Source organism: Peribacillus frigoritolerans, assembly GCF_030676415.1.
In the GTDB taxonomy this organism is placed as follows: domain Bacteria; phylum Bacillota; class Bacilli; order Bacillales; family DSM-1321; genus Peribacillus; species Peribacillus frigoritolerans_A.
Genome location: NZ_JAUUTW010000022.1, coordinates 19,223 through 39,780 on the forward strand (window position 1 = coordinate 19,223; position 20,558 = coordinate 39,780).

The 20,558-nt window shown below is 36.2% G+C and carries 21 protein-coding genes and 1 pseudogene; 7 read left to right on the plus strand and 15 right to left on the minus strand.

Annotated elements, in window-relative coordinates:
- Positions 1 to 767: 767 nt before the first annotated feature.
- From brnQ to Q8G36_RS19125, 4 genes are all read left to right on the plus strand, one after another.
- Positions 768 to 2,132 carry a branched-chain amino acid transport system II carrier protein gene (gene brnQ, locus Q8G36_RS19110; RefSeq protein ID WP_305162780.1) on the plus strand — a complete coding sequence of 455 codons (1,365 nt, stop codon included), beginning with the start codon at positions 768 to 770 and terminating at the stop codon, positions 2,130 to 2,132.
- 474 nt (positions 2,133 to 2,606) lie between these two features.
- The gene (locus tag Q8G36_RS19115) at positions 2,607 to 3,554 is read left to right on the plus strand and encodes an IS110 family transposase (RefSeq protein WP_305162781.1); all 948 of its coding nucleotides are present in this window, start codon (positions 2,607 to 2,609) and stop codon (positions 3,552 to 3,554) included.
- 5 nt (positions 3,555 to 3,559) lie between these two features.
- The gene (locus tag Q8G36_RS19120) at positions 3,560 to 3,838 is read left to right on the plus strand and encodes a hypothetical protein (RefSeq protein WP_201253575.1); all 279 of its coding nucleotides are present in this window, start codon (positions 3,560 to 3,562) and stop codon (positions 3,836 to 3,838) included.
- 384 nt (positions 3,839 to 4,222) lie between these two features.
- Entirely contained in the window at positions 4,223 to 4,426 is a 204-nt protein-coding gene (locus tag Q8G36_RS19125; RefSeq protein WP_034315006.1) for an alpha/beta-type small acid-soluble spore protein, read from the plus strand.
- Positions 4,427 to 4,735: 309 nt separating this feature from the next.
- Here the strand turns inward: Q8G36_RS19125 and spoIIP are convergent, their stop codons facing one another.
- The 6 genes from spoIIP to Q8G36_RS19155 all read right to left on the minus strand — a co-directional run bounded on the left by spoIIP (position 4,736) and on the right by Q8G36_RS19155 (position 11,762).
- Complete coding sequence (gene spoIIP / locus Q8G36_RS19130) at positions 4,736 to 5,470, minus strand: stage II sporulation protein P (RefSeq protein WP_305162782.1); 735 nt, start codon at positions 5,468 to 5,470, stop codon at positions 4,736 to 4,738.
- A 225-nt stretch (positions 5,471 to 5,695) separates the two neighbouring features.
- Positions 5,696 to 6,658 (minus strand): proline dehydrogenase family protein, encoded by a 963-nt coding sequence (locus tag Q8G36_RS19135; protein ID WP_305162783.1) that lies wholly within the window; start codon positions 6,656 to 6,658, stop codon positions 5,696 to 5,698.
- A 706-nt stretch (positions 6,659 to 7,364) separates the two neighbouring features.
- Positions 7,365 to 9,227, minus strand: a complete 1,863-nt coding sequence (locus Q8G36_RS19140; RefSeq protein ID WP_305162784.1) for an ABC transporter permease — start codon at positions 9,225 to 9,227, stop codon at positions 7,365 to 7,367.
- The gene (locus Q8G36_RS19145) at positions 9,202 to 9,966 is read right to left on the minus strand and encodes an ABC transporter ATP-binding protein (RefSeq protein ID WP_305162785.1); all 765 of its coding nucleotides are present in this window, start codon (positions 9,964 to 9,966) and stop codon (positions 9,202 to 9,204) included. Before Q8G36_RS19145 ends, Q8G36_RS19140 begins: the two co-directional genes overlap by 26 nt.
- Positions 9,967 to 10,056: 90 nt before the next feature.
- The gene (locus tag Q8G36_RS19150) at positions 10,057 to 11,058 is read right to left on the minus strand and encodes a sensor histidine kinase (RefSeq protein WP_137020817.1); all 1,002 of its coding nucleotides are present in this window, start codon (positions 11,056 to 11,058) and stop codon (positions 10,057 to 10,059) included.
- Positions 11,059 to 11,072: 14 nt separating this feature from the next.
- Positions 11,073 to 11,762 carry a response regulator transcription factor gene (locus tag Q8G36_RS19155; protein WP_305162786.1) on the minus strand — a complete coding sequence of 230 codons (690 nt, stop codon included), beginning with the start codon at positions 11,760 to 11,762 and terminating at the stop codon, positions 11,073 to 11,075.
- A 131-nt stretch (positions 11,763 to 11,893) separates the two neighbouring features.
- On the opposite strand from Q8G36_RS19155, the pseudogene Q8G36_RS19160 reads away from it, so the two are divergent.
- Positions 11,894 to 11,995, plus strand: a pseudogene (locus Q8G36_RS19160) (EamA family transporter); the annotation flags it as partial.
- A 400-nt stretch (positions 11,996 to 12,395) separates the two neighbouring features.
- Here Q8G36_RS19160 and Q8G36_RS19165 read toward each other — a convergent pair.
- The gene (locus Q8G36_RS19165) at positions 12,396 to 12,650 is read right to left on the minus strand and encodes a DUF192 domain-containing protein (RefSeq protein ID WP_305162787.1); all 255 of its coding nucleotides are present in this window, start codon (positions 12,648 to 12,650) and stop codon (positions 12,396 to 12,398) included.
- Positions 12,651 to 13,001: 351 nt separating this feature from the next.
- Here Q8G36_RS19165 and Q8G36_RS19170 point away from each other — a divergent pair, with 351 nt between their 5' ends.
- Both Q8G36_RS19170 and Q8G36_RS19175 read left to right on the plus strand, forming a co-directional pair.
- Positions 13,002 to 13,598: a TetR/AcrR family transcriptional regulator gene (locus Q8G36_RS19170; RefSeq protein WP_275732746.1), complete on the plus strand. Its 597-nt coding sequence runs from the start codon at positions 13,002 to 13,004 to the stop codon at positions 13,596 to 13,598.
- Between the two features lie 170 nt (positions 13,599 to 13,768).
- On the plus strand, positions 13,769 to 14,425 hold the full coding sequence (locus Q8G36_RS19175) for a DJ-1/PfpI family protein (RefSeq protein ID WP_137020917.1): 657 nt from the start codon (positions 13,769 to 13,771) through the stop codon (positions 14,423 to 14,425).
- 190 nt (positions 14,426 to 14,615) lie between these two features.
- Here the strand turns inward: Q8G36_RS19175 and Q8G36_RS19180 are convergent, their stop codons facing one another.
- The 8 genes from Q8G36_RS19180 to Q8G36_RS19215 all read right to left on the minus strand — a co-directional run bounded on the left by Q8G36_RS19180 (position 14,616) and on the right by Q8G36_RS19215 (position 20,302).
- Positions 14,616 to 15,449: an MBL fold metallo-hydrolase gene (locus Q8G36_RS19180; protein ID WP_305161778.1), complete on the minus strand. Its 834-nt coding sequence runs from the start codon at positions 15,447 to 15,449 to the stop codon at positions 14,616 to 14,618.
- A gap of 51 nt (positions 15,450 to 15,500) precedes the next feature.
- Positions 15,501 to 15,887 carry a MarR family winged helix-turn-helix transcriptional regulator gene (locus tag Q8G36_RS19185; protein WP_283918330.1) on the minus strand — a complete coding sequence of 129 codons (387 nt, stop codon included), beginning with the start codon at positions 15,885 to 15,887 and terminating at the stop codon, positions 15,501 to 15,503.
- A 321-nt stretch (positions 15,888 to 16,208) separates the two neighbouring features.
- On the minus strand, positions 16,209 to 16,415 hold the full coding sequence (locus tag Q8G36_RS19190) for a hypothetical protein (RefSeq protein ID WP_048682657.1): 207 nt from the start codon (positions 16,413 to 16,415) through the stop codon (positions 16,209 to 16,211).
- A 50-nt stretch (positions 16,416 to 16,465) separates the two neighbouring features.
- Positions 16,466 to 17,098: a hypothetical protein gene (locus Q8G36_RS19195; RefSeq protein WP_305161779.1), complete on the minus strand. Its 633-nt coding sequence runs from the start codon at positions 17,096 to 17,098 to the stop codon at positions 16,466 to 16,468.
- Between the two features lie 263 nt (positions 17,099 to 17,361).
- Entirely contained in the window at positions 17,362 to 17,766 is a 405-nt protein-coding gene (locus Q8G36_RS19200) for a ClpX C4-type zinc finger protein (protein WP_305161780.1), read from the minus strand.
- Between the two features lie 227 nt (positions 17,767 to 17,993).
- Positions 17,994 to 18,245 (minus strand): hypothetical protein, encoded by a 252-nt coding sequence (locus tag Q8G36_RS19205; RefSeq protein ID WP_305161781.1) that lies wholly within the window; start codon positions 18,243 to 18,245, stop codon positions 17,994 to 17,996.
- Positions 18,246 to 18,621: 376 nt separating this feature from the next.
- Positions 18,622 to 19,734: a DUF4030 domain-containing protein gene (locus tag Q8G36_RS19210; RefSeq protein WP_305161782.1), complete on the minus strand. Its 1,113-nt coding sequence runs from the start codon at positions 19,732 to 19,734 to the stop codon at positions 18,622 to 18,624.
- Positions 19,724 to 20,302 carry an RNA polymerase sigma factor gene (locus tag Q8G36_RS19215; RefSeq protein ID WP_305161783.1) on the minus strand — a complete coding sequence of 193 codons (579 nt, stop codon included), beginning with the start codon at positions 20,300 to 20,302 and terminating at the stop codon, positions 19,724 to 19,726. The genes Q8G36_RS19210 and Q8G36_RS19215 overlap by 11 nt, the downstream gene beginning before the upstream one ends.
- Between the last annotated feature and the right edge of the window lie 256 nt (positions 20,303 to 20,558).

A 20,558-nucleotide genomic window follows, 5' to 3' on the forward strand; every position in this document is an offset into this window, starting at 1 on the left:
TTTCAAAACCTTGGATTTTATGTCATTCCTGCATTGTTTACGAAATTCGTTTACCTTTTCTAACTGCTTTTTGTTCAATTCTAATGAGTTAAGCAGAGACTGGATTTTTACAATATCTTTTAGGTGTATAAGTCGATGGACTGCTTCATGAAGCTCTACCAAATTGGAAAACCTATCGTCTTTGACAGATGATATGGGTTCTTATGGTGGCAATGCCAGTCATTTATACCCAGTTCAACTCCCATAACTGCACACCTTCTCATAGGCAATCATAGATACAGGCTATTTTTTAACACACACTCCTTGTTCAACTAAACCAGCCACAAGTAAAAGAGCTATTCCAATAACCAATAGTCCGTAATCCACTTTATACCTCCTAATGACAACTTTATTTCTTGTTTTTTCCTCCTTTTTATCCTTTAAAGAGTAAGCAGTATGTATTACAATATATTAATAGTAATAAAATGGCATTATAGTTAATAATTACATATCACTAATAGGGAGCTAAGGGGAATTCCCTGTAATTCACACCGATTATCATTTAATCGTAATTATGGTAGTAATAGTTCTGCTTGTCGTTAAAATTTTAAAGAACCTATTGCATATTAAATAAGGCCACCCAAAAGGAGAAACTTAAAATTTATATTGAAATTAATTTTATCTAGTCATAATACGATACAATCTTATGTATTTAGTTTGGTGAATAATTTTTTGAAAATTATTTTTTTTCAAAAAGTAAAATTTAGTTATTTCATGGAGGGTTTAATTTGTCTACTAAAGTACCATTTTCATTTATAGTAGTTATTGGTTTAATGTTATTTGCTCTATTTTTTGGAGCAGGAAATTTAATTTTTCCACCAATGCTTGGTCAATCAGCAGGAATGAATATCTGGTCAGCAAATGCAGGGTTTTTAATAACAGGAGTTGGCTTACCGTTACTTGGTGTATTAGCACTTGGTTTTTCGGGGAAAGATGATTTACAGTCGTTAGCAAGTCGGGTACATCCTGTATTTGGTATTCTATTCACAACGGTTCTTTATTTAGCCATTGGACCTTTATTTGCTTTGCCTAGATCAGGAAACGTTTCTTTTGAAATCGGTGTAAAACCATTTTTGTCCGAAAATTCAGGCCCTTTACCTTTACTTATTTTTACAATCATCTTTTTTAGCATTACGTGCCTTTTTTCGATCAATCCCGCGAAAGTTATCGGAATTGTCGGGAAAATCTTAACACCAATCAAGTTAACGTTCATTGGAATCCTAGTAGTAGTTGCTTTTAATCATCCAATCGGAGATTTTCAAGCACCTGTTAAGAGTTATACAGTTCAACCATTTTTTAATGGGTTTAGAGAAGGTTATTTAACAATGGATACGCTTGCATCTTTTGTTTTTGGCATCATCATCATTAATGCCATTAAAGAAAAAGGTGCTAAAACAAAAAAGCAAATTATGGTTGTTTGTGGAAAAGCAACTGGAATTGCTGCCTTTTTCCTGGCAACCATGTATTCAGCTCTTTCTTATATGGGTGCTTCAAGCGTAGAAAAACTTGGGCATCTGGAAAATGGAGGTACCATCTTAGCAAAAGTCTCGGATTATTATTTTGGAGCTTATGGCGGGATATTATTAGGATTAATGATTACAGTAGCTTGTTTAACAACAAGCGTAGGACTTGTTACATCTTGTTCTTCATTCTTCCATAAACTATTTCCAAAGGTACCTTACAAAACAATTGCTATTAGTTTATCTATTTTTAGTGCAATAGTTGCCAATATTGGGCTAACGCAGTTAATTGCAGTTTCAGTTCCTCTCCTAACAGCTATTTATCCATTAGCTATTGTATTAATTTTCTTAACATTTTTTCATTCTTTATTTAAAGGGAAAGCTGAAGTGTATCAAGGAAGCTTACTTTTAACATTTATCATTAGTTTATTTGATGGATTAAACCGAGCTGGTATACGCTTTTCATCCATTAATAATTTCTTTCATGAAATTCTTCCTCTGTATGATGTAGGACTAGGGTGGATTATCCCAGCAATTGTTGGAGGATTTATAGGGTTTAGCAGTAGCATAATACGAGTGAAATTCGGTCTTAATCATCCAACTAGAATAGTTAAAAGAAAAAAAATTTCTTAAATATGTCAACCATTTTTTTTATTTGTTGACATTTTAATCGAAAGGCACCTGTTCGTTCTATAAGGGGTAGCGTCAGGAAAATGCAGATTTACAACGTTAAGGAAATTACGATATTAAAAAGCCCAATTTCTCAGCATTAAAATTGAGAAATTGGGCTTTTTTCGTTATTCAACTAAACTGCCCCGATAGTTCCATAAGAAACTCCTATGGCGGCGCTCCTCGCCGCCACCATCTACTACGAAAATCTAATCTCAAAAATAGAGTCTAACCCATTAACCCCTTGACAATAATGGTGATAACAATACAACCAGGCTGAACCTTTTTTGGTGGATCTTAAGGAGGATACCCTGTATAAGAAACTGGTTGTGACAGTATGGAAGAACCATTTAGTGTACTGCTAGTACGTATACAAAAATTTTTGTAACAAATCTCCTGTCATATGTATTGTTAATCTTTTATTGAGGTGATTCTCCTATGGAAGCAATGATTGAACGGTGTGCTGGCCTAGACGTACACCAAGAAACAGTAGTAGCCTGCGTATTATTTGGTCCATTAGAAAAAAAGCCAAAAACCTCTATTGAAACGTTTTCAACTACAACAACGGGACTGTTGGCTTTAAGTGATTGGCTCGCTACCCTTCAGGTATCCGATGTTGTGATGGAAAGTACCGGAGTCTACTGGAAACCAATATGGAATATACTCGAAGGATCTTTTCACCTTGTTCTGGCCAATGCCAGGCATGTCAAAAATGTTCCAGGTCGTAAAACTGATGTGAAAGATGCCGAATGGCTTGCCAAGCTTTTAAGATGCGGACTTATTGAAAGCAATTTTGTCCCACCAGAGGATATTCGTGATTTACGGGATCTTACTCGTTATCGGAAAAAATTGATTCATCATCGCACATCAGAGCAGAATCGCATTCACAAAATTCTTCAAGATGCTAATATCAAGCTAACATCCGTTCTATCAGACATTTTTGGTGTATCGGGACGCCGTATCCTTGAAGCGATTCTAAATGGTGAAAAAATAGAGACCGATGGTCTTCGAAAAATGGTGGATTGGCGAACAAAAGCAAGTATTACTGACATTGCCAATGCAATTAATGGGCGTATTCGCCGTCATCATCGCGATATGTTGCGGTACCATTGGGAGCATATGGGTTATTTAGAACAAACCATAGAAGAATTGGAAAAACAAATCGATCAACTCCTGTCCCCCTATCGTAAGGAAGTAGAATTATTGGATGGTATACCTGGTGTGAACAAAGCTGCGGCAGCCACTTTTATTGCGGAGATGGGTGTTGATATGTCCGTATTTAAGTCAGCTAAACACCTTGCCTCTTGGGCTGGTGTGAGTCCTGGAAATTACGAAAGTGCCGGTAAAGAAAAACGAGTAAAACGGCACAAGGAAATAAAGCTTTAAAAACGATGGCCGTAGAATGTGTATTAGCGACATCAAGGCAAAATAATCGAATTGCTTCACATCGAAAAAGGATTACCAAACGGCAAGGAAAAATGAAGGGACGAATCGCTTCTGCCCATTTACTATTAACGATTGCTTACAACATCTTAAAAACAGGAGAACCTTATCATGAACTAGGCTCAAATTACCTTGAAGAAAAACAAAATAACAAAGAATTAAAAATGATCGAATACCTAAAAAAGAAAGGCTATACAATCGCTCCATCTGAACAACAAACTGCATAACCAGTTAAATAACGACATAGTACATTTACCCCCATCAAAAAAAATGAGAATATGGAGGGTTTATTTTAGTATGGCTTTTTTACTGTTGTGTTTTCATACAAAAAAGGCTGCCTCAGCAACCTGCCTTATTGTATAGTTGAAACAAACTGTGCAATAGGAGGAGAAAGTCTCTCCCTCAGATTATTTGCTTTTTGGAGCTTCTAAAATCCTTACCTTGCGACCCGGTGGCTTCAATGTTTTCCTGTGCTCTCCCTTCTTGAGCCACAGATGAGTTTTAATTTCACTTAATCACTGCCTTAATTTATTTTAAATTCTATGTATATAACTCTTAACAATATCAAAACCTATGACTAGCAACACATTATATTCATAGGAGCTGACAACATGGCTAGAAATAACAACAATAATCAATTAGTAGTTAATGGTGCAGAGCAAGCTCTAGAACAAATGAAATATGAAATCGCTAGTGAATTCGGTGTTACACTTGGCGCTGATACAACATCTCGTGCAAACGGATCTGTTGGTGGAGAAATTACAAAACGTTTAGTGCAAATGGCTGAACAACAATTAGGCGGAAGAACTCGTTAATCGAAATCATATGTATTGTTAGGGATAGTGATTGGACTATCCCTATTTATAATTCTCCAAATCAAAAAAGAAACAGAAACATCAGTTGCTGTTATTTTGCTATGTTGCAGTACGAGGAAACTGTACTATACATATCCATACAGTCATATTGTGAAAGCAATCGTCATTCACTGTGCGTTTTCACTAAGCTACCTCTCTAGTTACATAAAAAAAGGCTGCCGCAGCAACCTCCCTTATTGAAGTAAAGCACCCGTTAGTTCATTAAGGAAAGCCATAATCAAACAACAATTTTATCATTCAAGTATAAAATTACTCATTAATTTTCTTTTGGATTACCTCTGCTATTTTTTCAATTGTTCGATATTCTTCTTCTAATGTATTTTCAGGACCACCAACGGCCATTACAGCTAATTCAGGAAAAATATCTTGGTTGTAAGTATTCGGGCTTTCTTTTAAGATTACACCCCGAGAAAGACTTGGATACATTTTTTCTAGTTCAACATGAAGGGTATTTGCTAAATTCACACTTTGGTCAAAGTAAGTTTTATTTGCTTTAGAAACGTAGAAGACAACTCTTGCATAATTTTCTCCATCTATTTTAATCGTAGAGTCTTCTTTAGAGATCGTATCGCGGTGAATATCCAATGCAATGCTTATATCATTCTTTTCTAGCGTTTCTTTCAGACTTTTACCGGAAATAGAGTAACTTTCTCGAAAGGATAGATTTTTCTCTTTTAAAACACTAGCAATATCAGTGGTATCTTGTATAACACTTATGTTTTTGCTCTCTAAATTCTCTTTTAACCGTTTTCCAACTAATGAAATATTCTTTACTGGATCATGTGCTTCATTTACATCATCTGTTTTTAATACAGGCAGAAATGATTCTTGATTATGAGTATGATAAATATATACTGATGAAACTTTACTTTTTGGTGAAACCTTACTTGCTTTTGCTACTTTCTCCTCCTTTTCCTCTTCCTGACAAGCAGTCATAGTTAAAACACCAATTATTAAAATTAACCAGATTTTTAGTTTCTTCATCCCAAACCACCTTCCATATTTTTGAAGACCTTGTACAACCTATTCGTTAACTTAGACTAATATTCAGAAGTACTGACCCTTCTTGTTTTTTTAAGCCCTAAATTTTGAATATAATATTCAAAATTCAAGGCTTAAAATAAAAAATTGATGTAGAGTTGACACAAACTGCGAAATAAAAAAAGGCAGAGCTCATTCATTCTGCCTTTAAAACATCCATAGTCTTCTTTATTCATAAAGGGAGGTCTGTAGGTTTTTTGACTCAATCATATCAGACACAAACGTATACAGATTTGGTGGATGCTCTGCAATGCGATGTGCAAGATATAAGTACCATTCCGTTCCATATGTGACGTACACCTTCGTCTGGAAGTTCTCATCTCTCAGTGATTTAAGTAAATCTGGACGAACACCATCTAACATTTCTACTTCAGTATATGGATTGGCAATCAGTCCATTTTCTTTGAGTGCTGCGACTAGCTTTTCATCATGTGTTGCTACCGACAGAGGATGGTTTCTTGCCACACAAGCCATAACAAAATCTACGTAACGCTTATCTAGTTCTACAGATCGTGGGATATACGTACCTTCTTTTTCTTGATAAGCACCTTTTACTAAGCGAATTTTCCCTTGAAATTTCAGTAATTCTTGCAGGTCAAATTGGGACCGGAGTAAGTGTACTTGTAATGTTATGCCGAGATTCGCATACATCGGTGACAGTGTTTTATATATGTTAAGGATCTGATCGGTCTTTTCTGACTCCTCCATGCTAATCATGAGCTGGATATCGTATTGTTGAGCTTGTAGTGCGATTTCTTTCAAGTGTTTAGTTGCAAGAGCATCTGAGATCGACATACCTATATGTGAAAGATCGAAAGAAATGGTTGATTTCATTTCTTTAGCGCCAATCTCGTTAATCAGTGAGAGAAATTCATTCTTTGCTGAGATACATTCATTTTCAGATCGTGTGTTTTCACCAAGATACTCGATGGATACTTGATAACCCATTTGAGCGAGAATAGAAATGCGTGCCAACCCCTCTGTCCGTGTATGACCAGAGACAAATCTTGTTGCAGCTTTCATAAAGAGAGGGAAAAGTTCCTTAGAGTTTTGTATGTATTCTTTGATATCTTCGTTTCGTGCGATGGATTTCAATGCTTTTGAAACACGCTGTTCTGCTTCGTTATACATTTGTATCACGCCTTAACAACTCCTTTAAGAACAAAATTTATTTATTAGGCACTAATCATACTGTTTTTATTTTTAAAGTAAATAAACAAATTAAATATGCTTAACCCTAAAATTATAAGAAACAAATATGAGGAAATAGCGTCTCCTGCTCAATTTAATTCATCAGCTATGTATCCCATAATTATAAGATTAATACCAGAAACAATTATTGAAGTTATTGAAGTAATACTAACTGTGAATCCATTAACGAGGTTGCTTCGTTTCTTTTGAACCAACAAAATAATGGAAATAACAATTAACCTAATTATAAAAGTAAAAAAAACTAATCTTAAAAAATCGTATAACTCTAACCCTTCCATAGTCATCCCCCTTATTATCCTTTTCCTATTATTTTACCACAAAAAACCATTTTCCTTATTCAACTAAACTGCCCCGATAGTTCCATAACAAAAAGAGCTGCCAAAGCAACTCTCTTATTGAAGTAAAGCACCCGTTAGAAGATCAAGATGATGATTTTGATTGCTGCCTTTAGCCTTTTGGACTAATGCACCCTATAAGGCGGTTGCTCGTTCGATTATGTTTGCGATTGAACAACCAGAGGACGTCGATATGAATTGAGATCATCGTCCGACCAACTGCTAGTGTCAATTGATGTTTTAAAAGGGTCAGATTTTGTCTGACCCTTTCTTCTTGTATTCTTATTCATTTAATTCGACGCCTTAATCTGCTTCGTATAGAAAAAGCTTACAATGAAGAAGTAAACAACCTGGATGGCTAAGAAAACACTTAGAACAATAACTGATTCCTTAAATAGGTTAAAATAGAACAGGTTCGATAACGCTGTAAGGGCTACAGCTCCGTGGATGAGAGCGACGAGTATTGGGGCGAAAAACAGAATCATTGTTTGTCTGTTTACTACTTTTTTCAGCTCTTTATCGGTTAACCCCATTTTTGATATCGACTTGAACTTTTGTTTATCCTCATCCAAATCCATGTAAAGTCGGAAGTAAAGGAAGCTGCCGGCTGATACGAAAAAGACAATCCCGATAAATAACCCGACAAATAATATTGGTCCGTATCCTTTCATAATTTCATATATTTCATATTCTACCGACATAATTTCATATCTTGGTAATTTTTCGTACAGCTTTTCAGAGGCGGCCATTACTCCTTTTTCTCCATCTGTTGCTTGCCACGCATAATAGCTTTGTTCATCCTCTGGTTCAAGAAGCTTTTGATAATCCTGATCTGAAACTATATAATAGGAATCTGTTGCAGGCAATGCTTTTGAATGTAGGACTTCCTTTGGTTTCAACGTTGCACCTGAAGTTAGTGTAATCGTTTCATTTAGTAGTTCCGTTGTTTGCCCAAAATTTGTTCCTTCAAATTCCACAACCATGACTTGCCCTTCTTTTATGTCAGTGGTTTCTTCACCAATTAGAGCGGAAAAGCGGTTAAAATCGGATTCTCTTGTGATCAGAAAGGTATCCTGTCCAATTGGATAATAGCGTAAGTCCGTGTACTCTGACTTTGTTTCAATTTTCTCTTCTTTTAATGTTTGATTGATAAACGCAACATTCTGTTCTTCATTTTCTTCACTTGTTTTATAGGAAAACGTGGTTGAATTCGTCGCTTTTATGCTTGATGTTAAGAAAGTTTGAAAGCCGAATAATGAACCAATGGCACAAAACGCAACCGTTGAAACCATCGAGACCATGAAAAAAGTGCGTGCATTATCCTTCATGCGAAAGGCTAAATCCGAAAACAGCAGCATATTGGTTTTAAACCAAAAAACACGTTCATTCTTCTTTAACCTTCTAATAATAAAAACACTTAATTGCGTAAATAACAAGTAGGTACCAATACAAACAACGATAATAACTGGCACCATTGCGGCTACAACCATCGTTCCTTCTACTAGTAAGGCAACAGCATACCCCGCCGCTAATAAAAGTACAGCTAACAACGTTAAAAAAAGGTTCGCTCTTGGCTCACCCTTTGATATTTTATTCCCTTTAATTAATTCAATCAGCTTTTTACTACGCAGAACATACGTAACAAATAATGAAATAAAGAAAAATAAAATAATAAAGGAAACAAAGGTGATCATGATTGCTTTCGTTGGAAAATAAAAAGACAGCGCACGTTCAATAATCAATACATTTTCAGCTAATAGTAAAATAGCCTTTGCAAAAACAACGCCAAGGAGTATACCACCTAATGTTGCTAAAAATCCAATGAACATATTTTCTAAAAACACCATTAAACGGATTTGTTTCATTGACATGCCTTGCATCACTAATAAACCAAACTCTTTTTTCCGAGATTGTAAAAACGAGCTCATCGAATATAAGACAAAAAAGAAGGAAAACACATAAATAATCCCTGCTGCTGCATTCATTCCATTCGTTACACTTGAGCTCATATCATCCCCGCTCAATACAGGATGATTCGCAAAAATAGAGAAGGTAAAAAAGACCATGACCGTAAATAAGCTACTAAGAAAGTAGGCTGCATATAACCGTTTATTACGTATGACGTTATTAAACGCGAACTGTCGAAAGGTCATGCGCATCCCCTCCCAATAAAGAAAGTGTATCAATGATCTTTTGGAAAAAGGCTTGGCGATTTTCACCACGGTGAATCTCCGAATAGAACTTTCCGTCACGAATAAAGACGACCCGATTACAATAGCTCGCTGCTTGCGCATCATGTGTTACGAGCATCATGGTTGTCTTCTCATTTTTATTAATGGATTCAAGCATTTCCATAACACCCTTTGAAGACTTGGAATCAAGATTTCCTGTTGGTTCATCCGCTAATAGCAGCTTAGGTGTATGAATCATCGCTCTTGCAACAGCTGCTCTTTGCGCTTGCCCGCCGGATATTTCATATGTCCGTTTTTTCATAATGCCTGTAATCCCTAATTTTCCGGCGATTTCATATGCCTTTTCCTTCATTTCCTTCACTTTTTTTCCGTCTAATGTTAACGGCAGAACAATATTTTCTTCAACCGTTAAGGTATGAAGCAGATTAAAGTCCTGAAAGACAAAGCCTAATTCACGGCGACGAAATTTGGCTAGCTCTTCTTTTTTTAATTTGTGTGGATTACTTCCATTGATCAGGATCTCTCCTGTTGTTGGTTCATCAATTGTGGCAATCATGTTTAGCAAGGTTGTCTTCCCGCTTCCTGATGGACCCATGACTCCAACAAATTCACCTGCTTCAATCGTTAAATCGATATCAGTTAACGCCCCGAAGGCAATCTTTCCTTCATAAATCTTGCTCACTTGTTTCACGTTTAGCATCACAAGTTCTCCTTTCATTCAATTCCTTTGACTTGTGACCAGTATAGCTCCTATTCATTCTTCAAAAAATCGATTTTACTTTCACTTTCCTTACATCGTTGTAAGGTTTTGTGTTGTTCCAAAAATAATTCGAAAGGTTGCACCCTCTCCAACCTTTGATTCAAGCTCGAGACGATGTTCAAGATGCTCGGCTGCCTCCTTCGTTAAATACAGCCCCATACCGGTTGATTCTCTAAATTTTCGTCCATTTTCACCTGTATAAAAAGGGTCAAATACACGGCGCTTGTCCGATTCTGGAATCCCTACGCCATAGTCCTTCACCTCTAAAACAGCCTCTCCCTCATTTTCATAAATGGCAAGATCAATTTTATGACTCTTGCCTTTTGAATACTTAACTGCGTTATTGATAAGCTGTGAAAGGATAAAGAACAGCCATTTTTCATCCGTCTCAACGATCATATCCTGTTTTTGCTGCAGCAAATTCGGATACACCTTGTTCCGAATATAGAATCGTTTATTTTCACTATTTACTTCATTTACCATTTTAGTCAAATTTACAGGCTTGATATGAAAATCCTGTTCGATTGTCCGAAGTCGAGCCATATAGAGAATAGTGTTTAAGCCGGTTTTCATCCGGTCTGTCTCTTCTCGGATACTGGATGAGTCAGGTTCATCCAAATTTTGCGCGATAAGCTCAATGACAGAAAGCGGTGTTTTCATCTGATGGACCCATTGATCCATAAACGTTAAGTGTTCATCCTGCTTAGATTCCAATGCTTTTATTTTTGTTTGATAAAGCTTGTATTGATCCTTTAAGAGATGATCAAGCGCCTCTGATATGGGGGAATGTTCAGTTGTTTGGAAGGAATCGTCAAGGGATTCAAGTGAGTTAGTAAGCCTTAAATAAAACCTGCGACGACTAAAATAGTGGTAAGCAAGATAACCCGTGAGAAAGAAAAGACCGAGAAAGATCGCATAAAGGGCTGGTAACAGATTACGATAGCCATCAAGCCAATAGATGCCGAGAATAAGAAAAAATTGGATCATTTGTACGGCAATTAATAATGCATGCTCTTTAAAGAATAATTTCATTTTTCTTCAACCTTTCACCATGTTACATTCAAACGATAGCCCGCACCCCTCACTGTTTCGACCGCTCCAGGAATCCCGACTGCTTCAAATTTTTTTCGAACTCTCGTAATATTCACATTTAACGTATTTTCATCCACATATACTTGTTCATCCCATAGCTTTTCCAGCAAGTCTTCACGACCGGCAACACGTGGATATCGTTCGAGTAAACTTTCGATTATGTCTGCTTCTTTTTTTGATAGTGGGACGGTTTTATCACGAAATGACAATTCCAGTCTTTCCGGGAATAGCTTTATTCCCCCTGTCTCTAAAATTCGTTCTTGGGCCTGTGATGCATATTCCCCGTAAGCACGACGAAGCTGACTGCGAATTTTTGCCATCACAATTTCAGGATGAAACGGCTTTGTGATAAAATCATCGCCGCCATTTTCGAGCGCCATCACCTGGTCCATCTCCCCTACTCGTGCGGAAATAAATATAACTGGACAGATCGACTCCTTCCGTATTTGCCTGCACCAGTAATAGCCATCAAAGCTAGGTAGATTAATATCTAATAGTACAAGGTCTGGTTTCTGCTTATGAAACTCATCCATAACATCATCGAAATTTTCCATAAAGATAGAATTGTAGCCATATTTCACCAAATATGATTTTAGGTGCTCCGCAATTTTTGGATCATCCTCAATAATTAATACTTTTTGCATCCTCTCACTCCTTTGTCTCTAGAAAATTATGCCATACAAAAAATGTGAATTTAAAACACATATCCAACCTTACAAGAATGTAAGGCATCTGTAAGGTCATTCAATTTCTTAAACATCTTAGTATAAATTAGATAGAAATTGGTGATTTGAATATGTCCATTACACTTGGAGGTATTGCACTACTTATTGTACCTTTAACATGGGCACTCATGTCTCTACTTGTAAAGCGTTTGCTAAGGTTAATACCAATTATTTCAAAATTAGGTGATTAACTCAATCTTTTATTCCATTAAAAAGGACACTTATCTTATTACAGATAAGCTCCCTTTAATGGAATAACGAAAATATGGGCTTATTCTTAAAATGCTTATAGCTTGTTGAACTAACGCACCCGTTAGTTTAAGTACATTTCTTCACAATCTTTTCAGTAATATTAACATAAATATCCATTGAAAAATCACCTCACCTCTAAGAACTAGTGGTGAGGTGAGATCAATTCAATCAAACTTTACATAATCCTCTTCTTTGATTTGATTCTTTTCAAACCATCCAAGATTCACCTCAATTGCATAATGATAAGAAAGTTCTGGATCATAGGTAGGACAACATTTATCCTCTTTACAAGGCTCCATATCAAGTATTTTTAGAATTTCCCCATCTTGAATCAATAAAAGCAATAGATGAAGGAATGAATGTGTTTTTCATCCAAAAGCCACCATATATTTTTTCCGAATACACAAATAACATCCCCTCATTTTCGGGTAATTTTCCAACAAACATTAAGCCCTTTTCTCTTTTTCTTTGAGTATCTGCAACTTGAACGGGTAATCTAGTTTCCCTGTTACCACTGAGTATTTTTATCATTTTTGTTTTTATTCTATTTTTCATGTTCACTCACCTTCGATTATTATTATAAGCAGGAAAGAAAATTGATGTCTTTTTAAAAGAAGTTCATGAGATTGAAATTTCCTTTTTTCGAAAAAACGTCTTTTCCCCTAATAATAAAAAGGAAGAAAGTTGGAGATAAAACGCAAACAAGAAGAAAAAAATAACTAGGCAAGCTCCTTTTCACTTCACACAAAAAGTTGATAAACCAATCCACGGAATAATCTCCTTCTTGATTCAATTTAAAACTTTATACACAGTTTTAGCCATACCTAGCCCCCATAGAGACTATTAGGCAGAGGTTGCATTTTTAGATATAATAAATGTTACATTCACATACAAAGGAGAAAATAAATGAATAAGGTAGATAAAACACGCGAACTTATTATTCAAACCTCCTTAGCCTTATTTAATAAAAAAGGCTACAGTCAAACTTCTATACAAGATATTATGAAAGCAACAAGATTACCAAAAGGAGCAATATATAGACGATTTGAAAATAAGAACGAAATTGCTATTGCTTCATTCGAATATTCTGTAAGCATTATCTGGAATCATTTTTTTGAAGCTACAAAATCTAAAGTTACAGCAACAGATAAATTAATAGCAATGTGTCATATTTATAAAGATGCTGTTAATAATCCACCTGTTGATGGCGGATGTCCTCTACTTAATACGGCCATAGAAACTGATTTTGGATTTCCAGAACTTCATGATAAAGCTGCCGAAGCCCATAATCATACTTTAATTATCATACAATCTATCATTGATGAGGGAATTCGTTCAAAAGAATTTCTTCAAGATGTAGATTCTTATTCTTTAGCATCCTTTTTGTTTTCCACAATAGAAGGCGCCGTTATGGCAAGTCGCTTGTCTTTAAATAATGAACATATGCTTCATAGCATTGGGCAAATAAGTATACTTTTACAGCACTACTCAGAAAAGAACTAGGGGTAATCCTAATACCTCTTGGTTCTTTAGCTTTTTTGTTCACTAAAATTACTAATTAATTTATGAAAAAAGTTAAATGAGCATGTATAATAAACCATACGGACCGGACGGTCCGGTTCGGTCCAATCCTGAAATTTAGCCAAAATACTATGTTTAAAGGAGTGTTCATCATGAAAGTCGCAATCATGCTTTACAATGGGATCACAGCCCTAGATGCAATTGGTCCATACGAGGTATTTGCTGCCGTAAAGGGTATCGAAGTGAAGTTTGTCGCCAAAGATAGGGGTTTAATCAAACTGGATTCTAAAATGGGGCATTTGCATGCCGATTTGAGTTTTTCTGAAGTTACATCAGCTGATATTCTTGTCGTACCTGGTTGTTGTCCTCCTAACTATAAGTCTAACATGAATGACGAAGACACATTAAATTGGATTCGGCAAATACATGAGACAACGAAGTGGACCACATCAGTGTGTAACGGCTCTCTGATTTTGAGTGCCGCAGGTTTGCTAAATGGTGTGAAGGCAACCAGCCATTGGGGTTCTTATGATCTACTCCATTCTCTTGGTGCAGTCCCAACTGGTGAGAGAGTGGCTCGCCAAGGTAAAATCGTTACAGCCGCAGGTGTCTCCTCCGGCATCGACATGGCCCTCCAACTAATAGCTTGGGAATGGGGGGAAGATATCAGTAAATCTGTCCAACTGCTTTTGGAATACGATCCTATGCCCCCGTTTGATTCGGGTTCACCAAAGAAGGCGCCGGCTCCATTGGTAGAACAATTAAGGGTGATGCTTCAAGAGCTTGCAAAACAAGAGCCTGAATTATAAATCAACATATGATAGGAATGAGGGAGACGATTATGATATCCTCTCCTCTCCTTTGTCCTGTTACTTTATGATTCTAGATAGGGGTCTCGCCACATGTTTATATGGATGTTCGGAATACTCAAAAATGTATACCTGTATTATTTGAATTGAACCACACATCATTAATTTCGTGTGGTAATGAAGAAACCTTTCAATCTTTTACAACTGTTCCCACATTGCAGTAAAAGAACTTTTGTCCGAATTCTTGAGCTAAGCTCATGCTTACCTCGAAGCCGGTACAATGGGACACTCCAAGGCGTTCAATATTCAATTCTTTCAACGCTTGAATGCTTTTTTCCTTCTGTTCGTCGCTTACGCACCATAAATGAGTGCCGCCGATAACGGTATGAATTCGGTTTTCACCGGTCTTTTGGACTGCATAATTGAGAATATTGACGATGCCTGCATGAGAACATCCTAGAATGACAAACAAACCTTTTTCCGTTTTGATAATAATGGACTGATCGTCCATAACCTGATCTTGGATATAACCTTCTTCCGTCTGCTGGACAATATCGGTATCGCCATGTTCAAAATCTGATAATCGAGGAACCTCACCTGTTAGATAAACATTTGGAGCGATTTCGGTAAATTCCGTGTTGAATTTAAAATTGGCCCCGTAGCTTTCAAGGTCAACTCTAGAAAAAGGGACTCCGATGTATTTATAACCCATCCGAACAAGATATCCTTCTTTGAACAGGTCAGGATGTGCAAAAACATCAACTGTTTTTGCCTCAACTGCCTTTACGGCAGCCAGCAGACCACCAGTATGATCGATATGATGATGGCTCAGTATAATTCCTTTAATACTGGATAAATCTTTTTTGAATACTTTCGCGTTATTGAGCAGTGCCTTACCTTGACCAGTATCGAAGAGATAATTACCATGATCCGTTTCCAAAAAAACAGACCAACCGTGTTCCGCAATCGCTCCCAGGTTACTGAACACACTGTTTTCAGAAAGAACTGTTGCCTTAACCTTCATAAAAAATCCCCCTTAAAGTAGTTTAGATTCTAAACTATATGTTCAAAAAAATTATTTCTGCAAAAACTCATTTAGCTTTTGAATGCATTTTTCGAAAATTTCGATCTCCTTTTGGTCTAATTGAGCGCTAAGCTCTTTGTAAAAATTCAGATGTAATTCTTCGTGGACTCGGTAAGCACTTTTTCCTTTTTCAGTAAGTGAGATAATTACCGCCCTAGAATCATCCGGGTGAGGGGAACGCTTAACGAGCTCTTTGCTTTCTAAACGTCCGATAATCTGCGTAACCGCACCTTTCGTTACACTGAGACGGGTGGCCAGTTCACTCATGAGGATACCACCATCGTAACCAATGGCGTCAATCGTGTGAATTTCACTTGGCGTCAAGGGGCCTGCGTCTCCAAAGGTGCGGGGATGACGTTCAAGTCGTTGGAGCTGCATAAATAAACGACCTAGATTTCGGCTTCCTGTTTTCATACTATACATGTTGTTTGATTGTTCAGAATTTTCCCTATTCATACCTTTAGTTTAGCTGTTAAACTATTTATTTGTCAAGGGAACCTTTGATCAGCTCGCCAATTACTTTAAATGGCCCGATTGTTTAACAAAGGTCAAACAGCACTCTTCAACTATCCTGCCCCGATAGTTCCATAAGGAAAAAGCTGCCTTAAAGACAGCTCCGATCTTAAGCTAACGCACCCGTTACTTTAAATTTCATAATCTGTTCTTTGTCCAAAATGATATTTTCTTTTTAAGACTATTTTAGCCATAATAACCGACGGAGTTTAAGATTATAACGCCAATGATGGTAAAACTTAATCCTCCAGCTATTATTAAGACGAATGTTCTGATTTTTTTCGTATCAAACCACGCAATTAACCCCGTTAGAATTGTGAAAATAATTCCGAAAAATATTGATGCATAAGGATTAGTTGGTTGAATCCAATCATACCAATTTAAAAAATCCATTAAATCTCCCCTATTTTAGGCTACGTTTCGTATTAAAAGCACTACATTTTCTAGATTAGTTCAGTTCTAAAAACAACCTGGATTTCCTCTCTGATCATTTGATAAGCAGACATTTCGCCTTGAAGGTAACCACTTCTAAAATCTATTTCATCTTCTTTAAATTTATTTTTTAACATTTCAGCCATTTTTTTATATTTTGCTAAATTTTTTTCTATGTGAGCTATCTTGTCATTATCGGTAGATTCCAACAGTAATTCCAAGTCAATAACAATTTTTTCATAACCAAGAGCCATTCCTTCAAATAAACCTCTTTGTAATCCTTGAGGAACTTTAGCTATTTCTTCCTTAGCTTCTTCAGGTATATCGTCATAGTACATTCCATTTACTAGGTCCAAGACGTTATTTTTACTTTGCTCTTTTGCTTCGGAAGCTCTTCTTTTTAACGAACTAATTAAATCTTTTACTTTTGTATTCACCATATCTCCACCTTTGAAATAATCAAATTCTCTTACTAGTCGATTAACAATCAGACGATACGCTTTACTCATCCCCAATAATAATTGTCTTTCCTGCTCATCAGCAGTTTCAAGCGTTCTACTAAGTTCTTTTTCCATATCTATAAAATCTAAAATGCAATCTTCAATCTTTGCTCCTCGAAACATTTTCTTTCTATAATCAGACACTTTAAACACCTCTTAAAATAAAACTACCATCTTTGTAAACAAATGTAAACAATAATTGTTTACATTTGTTTACAAAAAACGACTGAAATTTTTATCAGTCGTTTAAACTTATATTCATCTGCAACTATCCTGCCCTTTAGCTCCATAAGAAAAAAGAGCTGCCAAAGCAACTCCCTTATTAAAGTAAAGCACCCGTTAGTTGATTAAGAAGAAGGAAAACGACGCTTTTTAAATTCAAGCAACCTATCAATTTGATTTAAAAATCAAACTTTATATGAGTTGGATTTAATTACTTCTTCACCAAATTTTAAGCATTCTCTACAAATAGAAACACCTGGTCCTACAGCTAATTCTCCAACTTCTTCTTTACTTCTACGGCAAAAAGTACAGGTATCAACATGTTTAGGATGAATTGTGCTATCATGGTTTTTCTCTACTGCATTGTATAGCTCGTCAATTACTTTCGGCTCTATATAATCAAACTCCCCTTTTAATTTCAATGCAATAGTCGTATAAGCAATTGCCATACCTTCATAGAATCGCTGTCTCTCTAATTGTTGACTACCTTTAGTTTTCACTTCACATAACTGACTTAGCTTTTCTAATTCTAAAATGACATCTTCAATTTTAGCTCCTCGAAAAGTCTTCTTTCGAAAATCTTGGTCCATCAATATCACCTCCAATTATTTCCTTGTATACATTTGTACACATGGTTAATGGGTAATATTCTCTAAACTATAAAAAGTTCCTGCATTTTTTAGTTTTTTTGGAGGAGACAAATAAAATAGAAACATCCTTGTTGAACTATCCTGCCCCGTTTGTTCCATAAGAAAGAAGCTGCTGATCAACTCCTGGTAATGAAGTAAAGCACCCGTTGTGATTAGTGCCGTAAAATTTATTTATTTATTTCACCGTTTTTTGTTTTTATTTGTTTTAAAAAAACACCTACACCTACTATGAATAATACCAATCCAAATCCAAAGGTGAAATTTGTTATGCCCCAAATGTATGTGGGCGTTAAATCAAGAATAGCTTGCATTTGATGTATGTCACCATTATAAGCTAAAAAAATAAGTACCTTTTCTAAACCACTTAATCCCATTAAATTTATCCCTGAAAATAAAAGTGCCACACCAAATAGTTTCATAATACCCCTCCCTATACATTTAAATTTAACACTTTCCCAATTTATTTATTGGATTAACCTGCCCCTTTAGTAAAAGTACATTTCTTCACAATCTTATAACGGAATTAACACAAATATCCATTTTTTTATAAATGAGATATCTTTATTGAGTTATCTCTCCTACAAAAACTGCTTAAAATGATCACTCTTTGCCTTCCATATAAAGAATGTACTCACTTTTAGTTCCTACTGATTAGACACAAAAGTGAGTACATTAATTTTTTGAAATGGGTGATTAATAGGCAATTATAGATGCCTGAAATGTTCTTACATTTATGACCTTCTACATCCATTAGAAAAGGGCCATTTTTACATTGGCCCTTTTCTAATTAATGCTTTATTCATTCATCCTTTTCTTATCTTTACTAGTAATGATGATTTCGTACGGATCGTCCTTTACTTTTTGCCAGATTTCCTCTGAATGGATGAAGTCTTCAATCATGATGTTAAGCTCCTTTGCTAGGTCAGCTGTTTTCAAATCAGTGCTTGGCAGATTCATGCGAATTTCAATCTGCATTTTTTCCCCGTCAATGCTTTTGTAACCAACACCGGAAACATAATATTTTTTATAGGTCATGAATTCATGTCCAATTCCCGTAACCGCATCAGACCAACGGCTGTAATGCTCTCTTTTAGCTAGATTAAAGGTTTTAGTTTTAACTTTAAAGGAATTATTCCCAGCAGTTTTTAATGCATCTTCCACTGCTTTTTGAATTTCAGCAATCTTCTCTTTGCTTTCAGTATTAGGGAATTCAAGTTCAATAGTTTCTGGGCTAGCCGATAAAGCATTTTCATATCCGTATGATTTCAGAACGGGAATAACAATTTCGAAAGCCTCGGTAATTTCCTTGTCCCTTTGTGCCTGCCTTTTATTCTGAGGGGGTTCAGCAACAAATTTCATTACCTTAACTGAATAGTCCTCTATCGTTTTTCCTTTATATGGTTCTCCATGCATAATTTTAAATGCTACCTTTTTGATTGCAGGCCTCATTTTCTTTATCTTTTCCTCAGGAATATCGACGAAAATCCAGACTTCTCCTTCGCTTCCCCCCACAATCAGTGTTACTTCTTTCACTGGGTAGCCTTCTTTTTTCAATTCCTTTTTAATTGAGTCATCAAGGCTTTCATCATGTCGATTATAAATCGCACTTAGTGGCGGGATTTTTGCGATCATTTTTGCCATCGTCGGTGATACGAATCCCGACCCCATAAATAGAACCAAACTAGCTGCTGCTGCAATCGTGAAGGCGGCAATCCTTTTACCAAAAGACCATTGCTTTCTCATACTCCGTTGAAAATGAGCCCATTCCTGATTCACTTGTTCTATTCTACTTTCAGCAAACTCTCCATCCCTATACCTTTTAGGAAGTTCCTTTGTAAACCTCTCGAGAGATATTGGGATTTGGAGCTGTTCCTCCAATGTCTGCTTATCTTCTTCCTTATATCCCATATGATTTAGCCTCCAGCAGATATTTATCGTTCTTTTGCATTATTTCTCCGAGTTTTTTTCTTCCCCGCGCCAGCCTCGTTTTGACCGTGTTACTATTTTCACCCAGAATGAGACTTATCTCTTTAATTTGCAGATCTTCATAGTAATGAAGTAGAATGGGAACGCTTTGTTCTTTTGGAAGGTTCAAAATCAAATTAAGTATTTCCTTCATCGTTTCATTTTGAATTGCGCGGTTCTGGGCAGATTCCGAAACCATTTTCACTATTACTTCTGGGTGTTCTTCAATAGTAGAAGAATGAATACGAGTGCTTTTACGGTAAATATCAATAGCTCGAAAATATACAAGCCGATAAAACCAAGCCTTAAACTTTTGGATATTTTTATTTTTCATAATGCTAATGTAACAATCTTCAAGTGCATTTTGCACCGCATCTTCAGCAAGATCCTTTGAACGGAGAATCAGGAAAGCCGTTTTATAGGCAGACGGCAATACTTCCTCCACGAGCAGACTGAATGCCTCCCCATCTCCTTTACGGATGCGATCCATTAAATTTTGTTCATTATTCAAGTGAGGGTCCCCTCTCTATAATGTGTTCAATAGTATGTCGTTTTTCAGGATATGTTTGGTTTCACTTTTTATAAAAAAAGTTGCAGACGCAGGTTTTATTAGAGGTCCTACCAATGGCGGTACCCCTATATGTAATTGGAAAATTATCCATGATTATTAAACTAACCTGCCCCGTTAGCTCCATAAGAAAAGAGCTGCCTTATAAACAGCTCTGATCTCAGCTAATGCACCCGTTAGTACATTAAAGCATAGTTTA

What these genes read in the sequence shown, in the direction of transcription:
- Q8G36_RS19140 (WP_305162784.1), bottom strand. Translation starts at nt 9,227, where the DNA reads ATGACCTTTCGACAGTTCGCGTTTAATAACGTCATACGTAATAAACGG.
- Q8G36_RS19180 (WP_305161778.1), bottom strand. Translation starts at nt 15,449, where the DNA reads ATGAAGGTTAAGGCAACAGTTCTTTCTGAAAACAGTGTGTTCAGTAAC.
- Q8G36_RS19115 (WP_305162781.1), top strand. Translation starts at nt 2,607, where the DNA reads ATGGAAGCAATGATTGAACGGTGTGCTGGCCTAGACGTACACCAAGAA.
- Q8G36_RS19155 (WP_305162786.1), bottom strand. Translation starts at nt 11,762, where the DNA reads ATGCAAAAAGTATTAATTATTGAGGATGATCCAAAAATTGCGGAGCAC.
- Q8G36_RS19190 (WP_048682657.1), bottom strand. Translation starts at nt 16,415, where the DNA reads ATGGATTTTTTAAATTGGTATGATTGGATTCAACCAACTAATCCTTAT.
- Q8G36_RS19185 (WP_283918330.1), bottom strand. Translation starts at nt 15,887, where the DNA reads ATGCAGCTCCAACGACTTGAACGTCATCCCCGCACCTTTGGAGACGCA.
- Q8G36_RS19135 (WP_305162783.1), bottom strand. Translation starts at nt 6,658, where the DNA reads ATGTATAACGAAGCAGAACAGCGTGTTTCAAAAGCATTGAAATCCATC.
- Q8G36_RS19145 (WP_305162785.1), bottom strand. Translation starts at nt 9,966, where the DNA reads ATGCTAAACGTGAAACAAGTGAGCAAGATTTATGAAGGAAAGATTGCC.
- Q8G36_RS19175 (WP_137020917.1), top strand. Translation starts at nt 13,769, where the DNA reads ATGAAAGTCGCAATCATGCTTTACAATGGGATCACAGCCCTAGATGCA.
- Q8G36_RS19120 (WP_201253575.1), top strand. Translation starts at nt 3,560, where the DNA reads ATGGCCGTAGAATGTGTATTAGCGACATCAAGGCAAAATAATCGAATT.
- Q8G36_RS19125 (WP_034315006.1), top strand. Translation starts at nt 4,223, where the DNA reads ATGGCTAGAAATAACAACAATAATCAATTAGTAGTTAATGGTGCAGAG.
- Q8G36_RS19210 (WP_305161782.1), bottom strand. Translation starts at nt 19,734, where the DNA reads ATGGGATATAAGGAAGAAGATAAGCAGACATTGGAGGAACAGCTCCAA.
- Q8G36_RS19200 (WP_305161780.1), bottom strand. Translation starts at nt 17,766, where the DNA reads ATGGACCAAGATTTTCGAAAGAAGACTTTTCGAGGAGCTAAAATTGAA.
- Q8G36_RS19150 (WP_137020817.1), bottom strand. Translation starts at nt 11,058, where the DNA reads ATGAAATTATTCTTTAAAGAGCATGCATTATTAATTGCCGTACAAATG.
- Q8G36_RS19205 (WP_305161781.1), bottom strand. Translation starts at nt 18,245, where the DNA reads ATGAAACTATTTGGTGTGGCACTTTTATTTTCAGGGATAAATTTAATG.
- spoIIP (WP_305162782.1), bottom strand. Translation starts at nt 5,470, where the DNA reads ATGAAGAAACTAAAAATCTGGTTAATTTTAATAATTGGTGTTTTAACT.
- Q8G36_RS19170 (WP_275732746.1), top strand. Translation starts at nt 13,002, where the DNA reads ATGAATAAGGTAGATAAAACACGCGAACTTATTATTCAAACCTCCTTA.
- Q8G36_RS19165 (WP_305162787.1), bottom strand. Translation starts at nt 12,650, where the DNA reads ATGAAAAATAGAATAAAAACAAAAATGATAAAAATACTCAGTGGTAAC.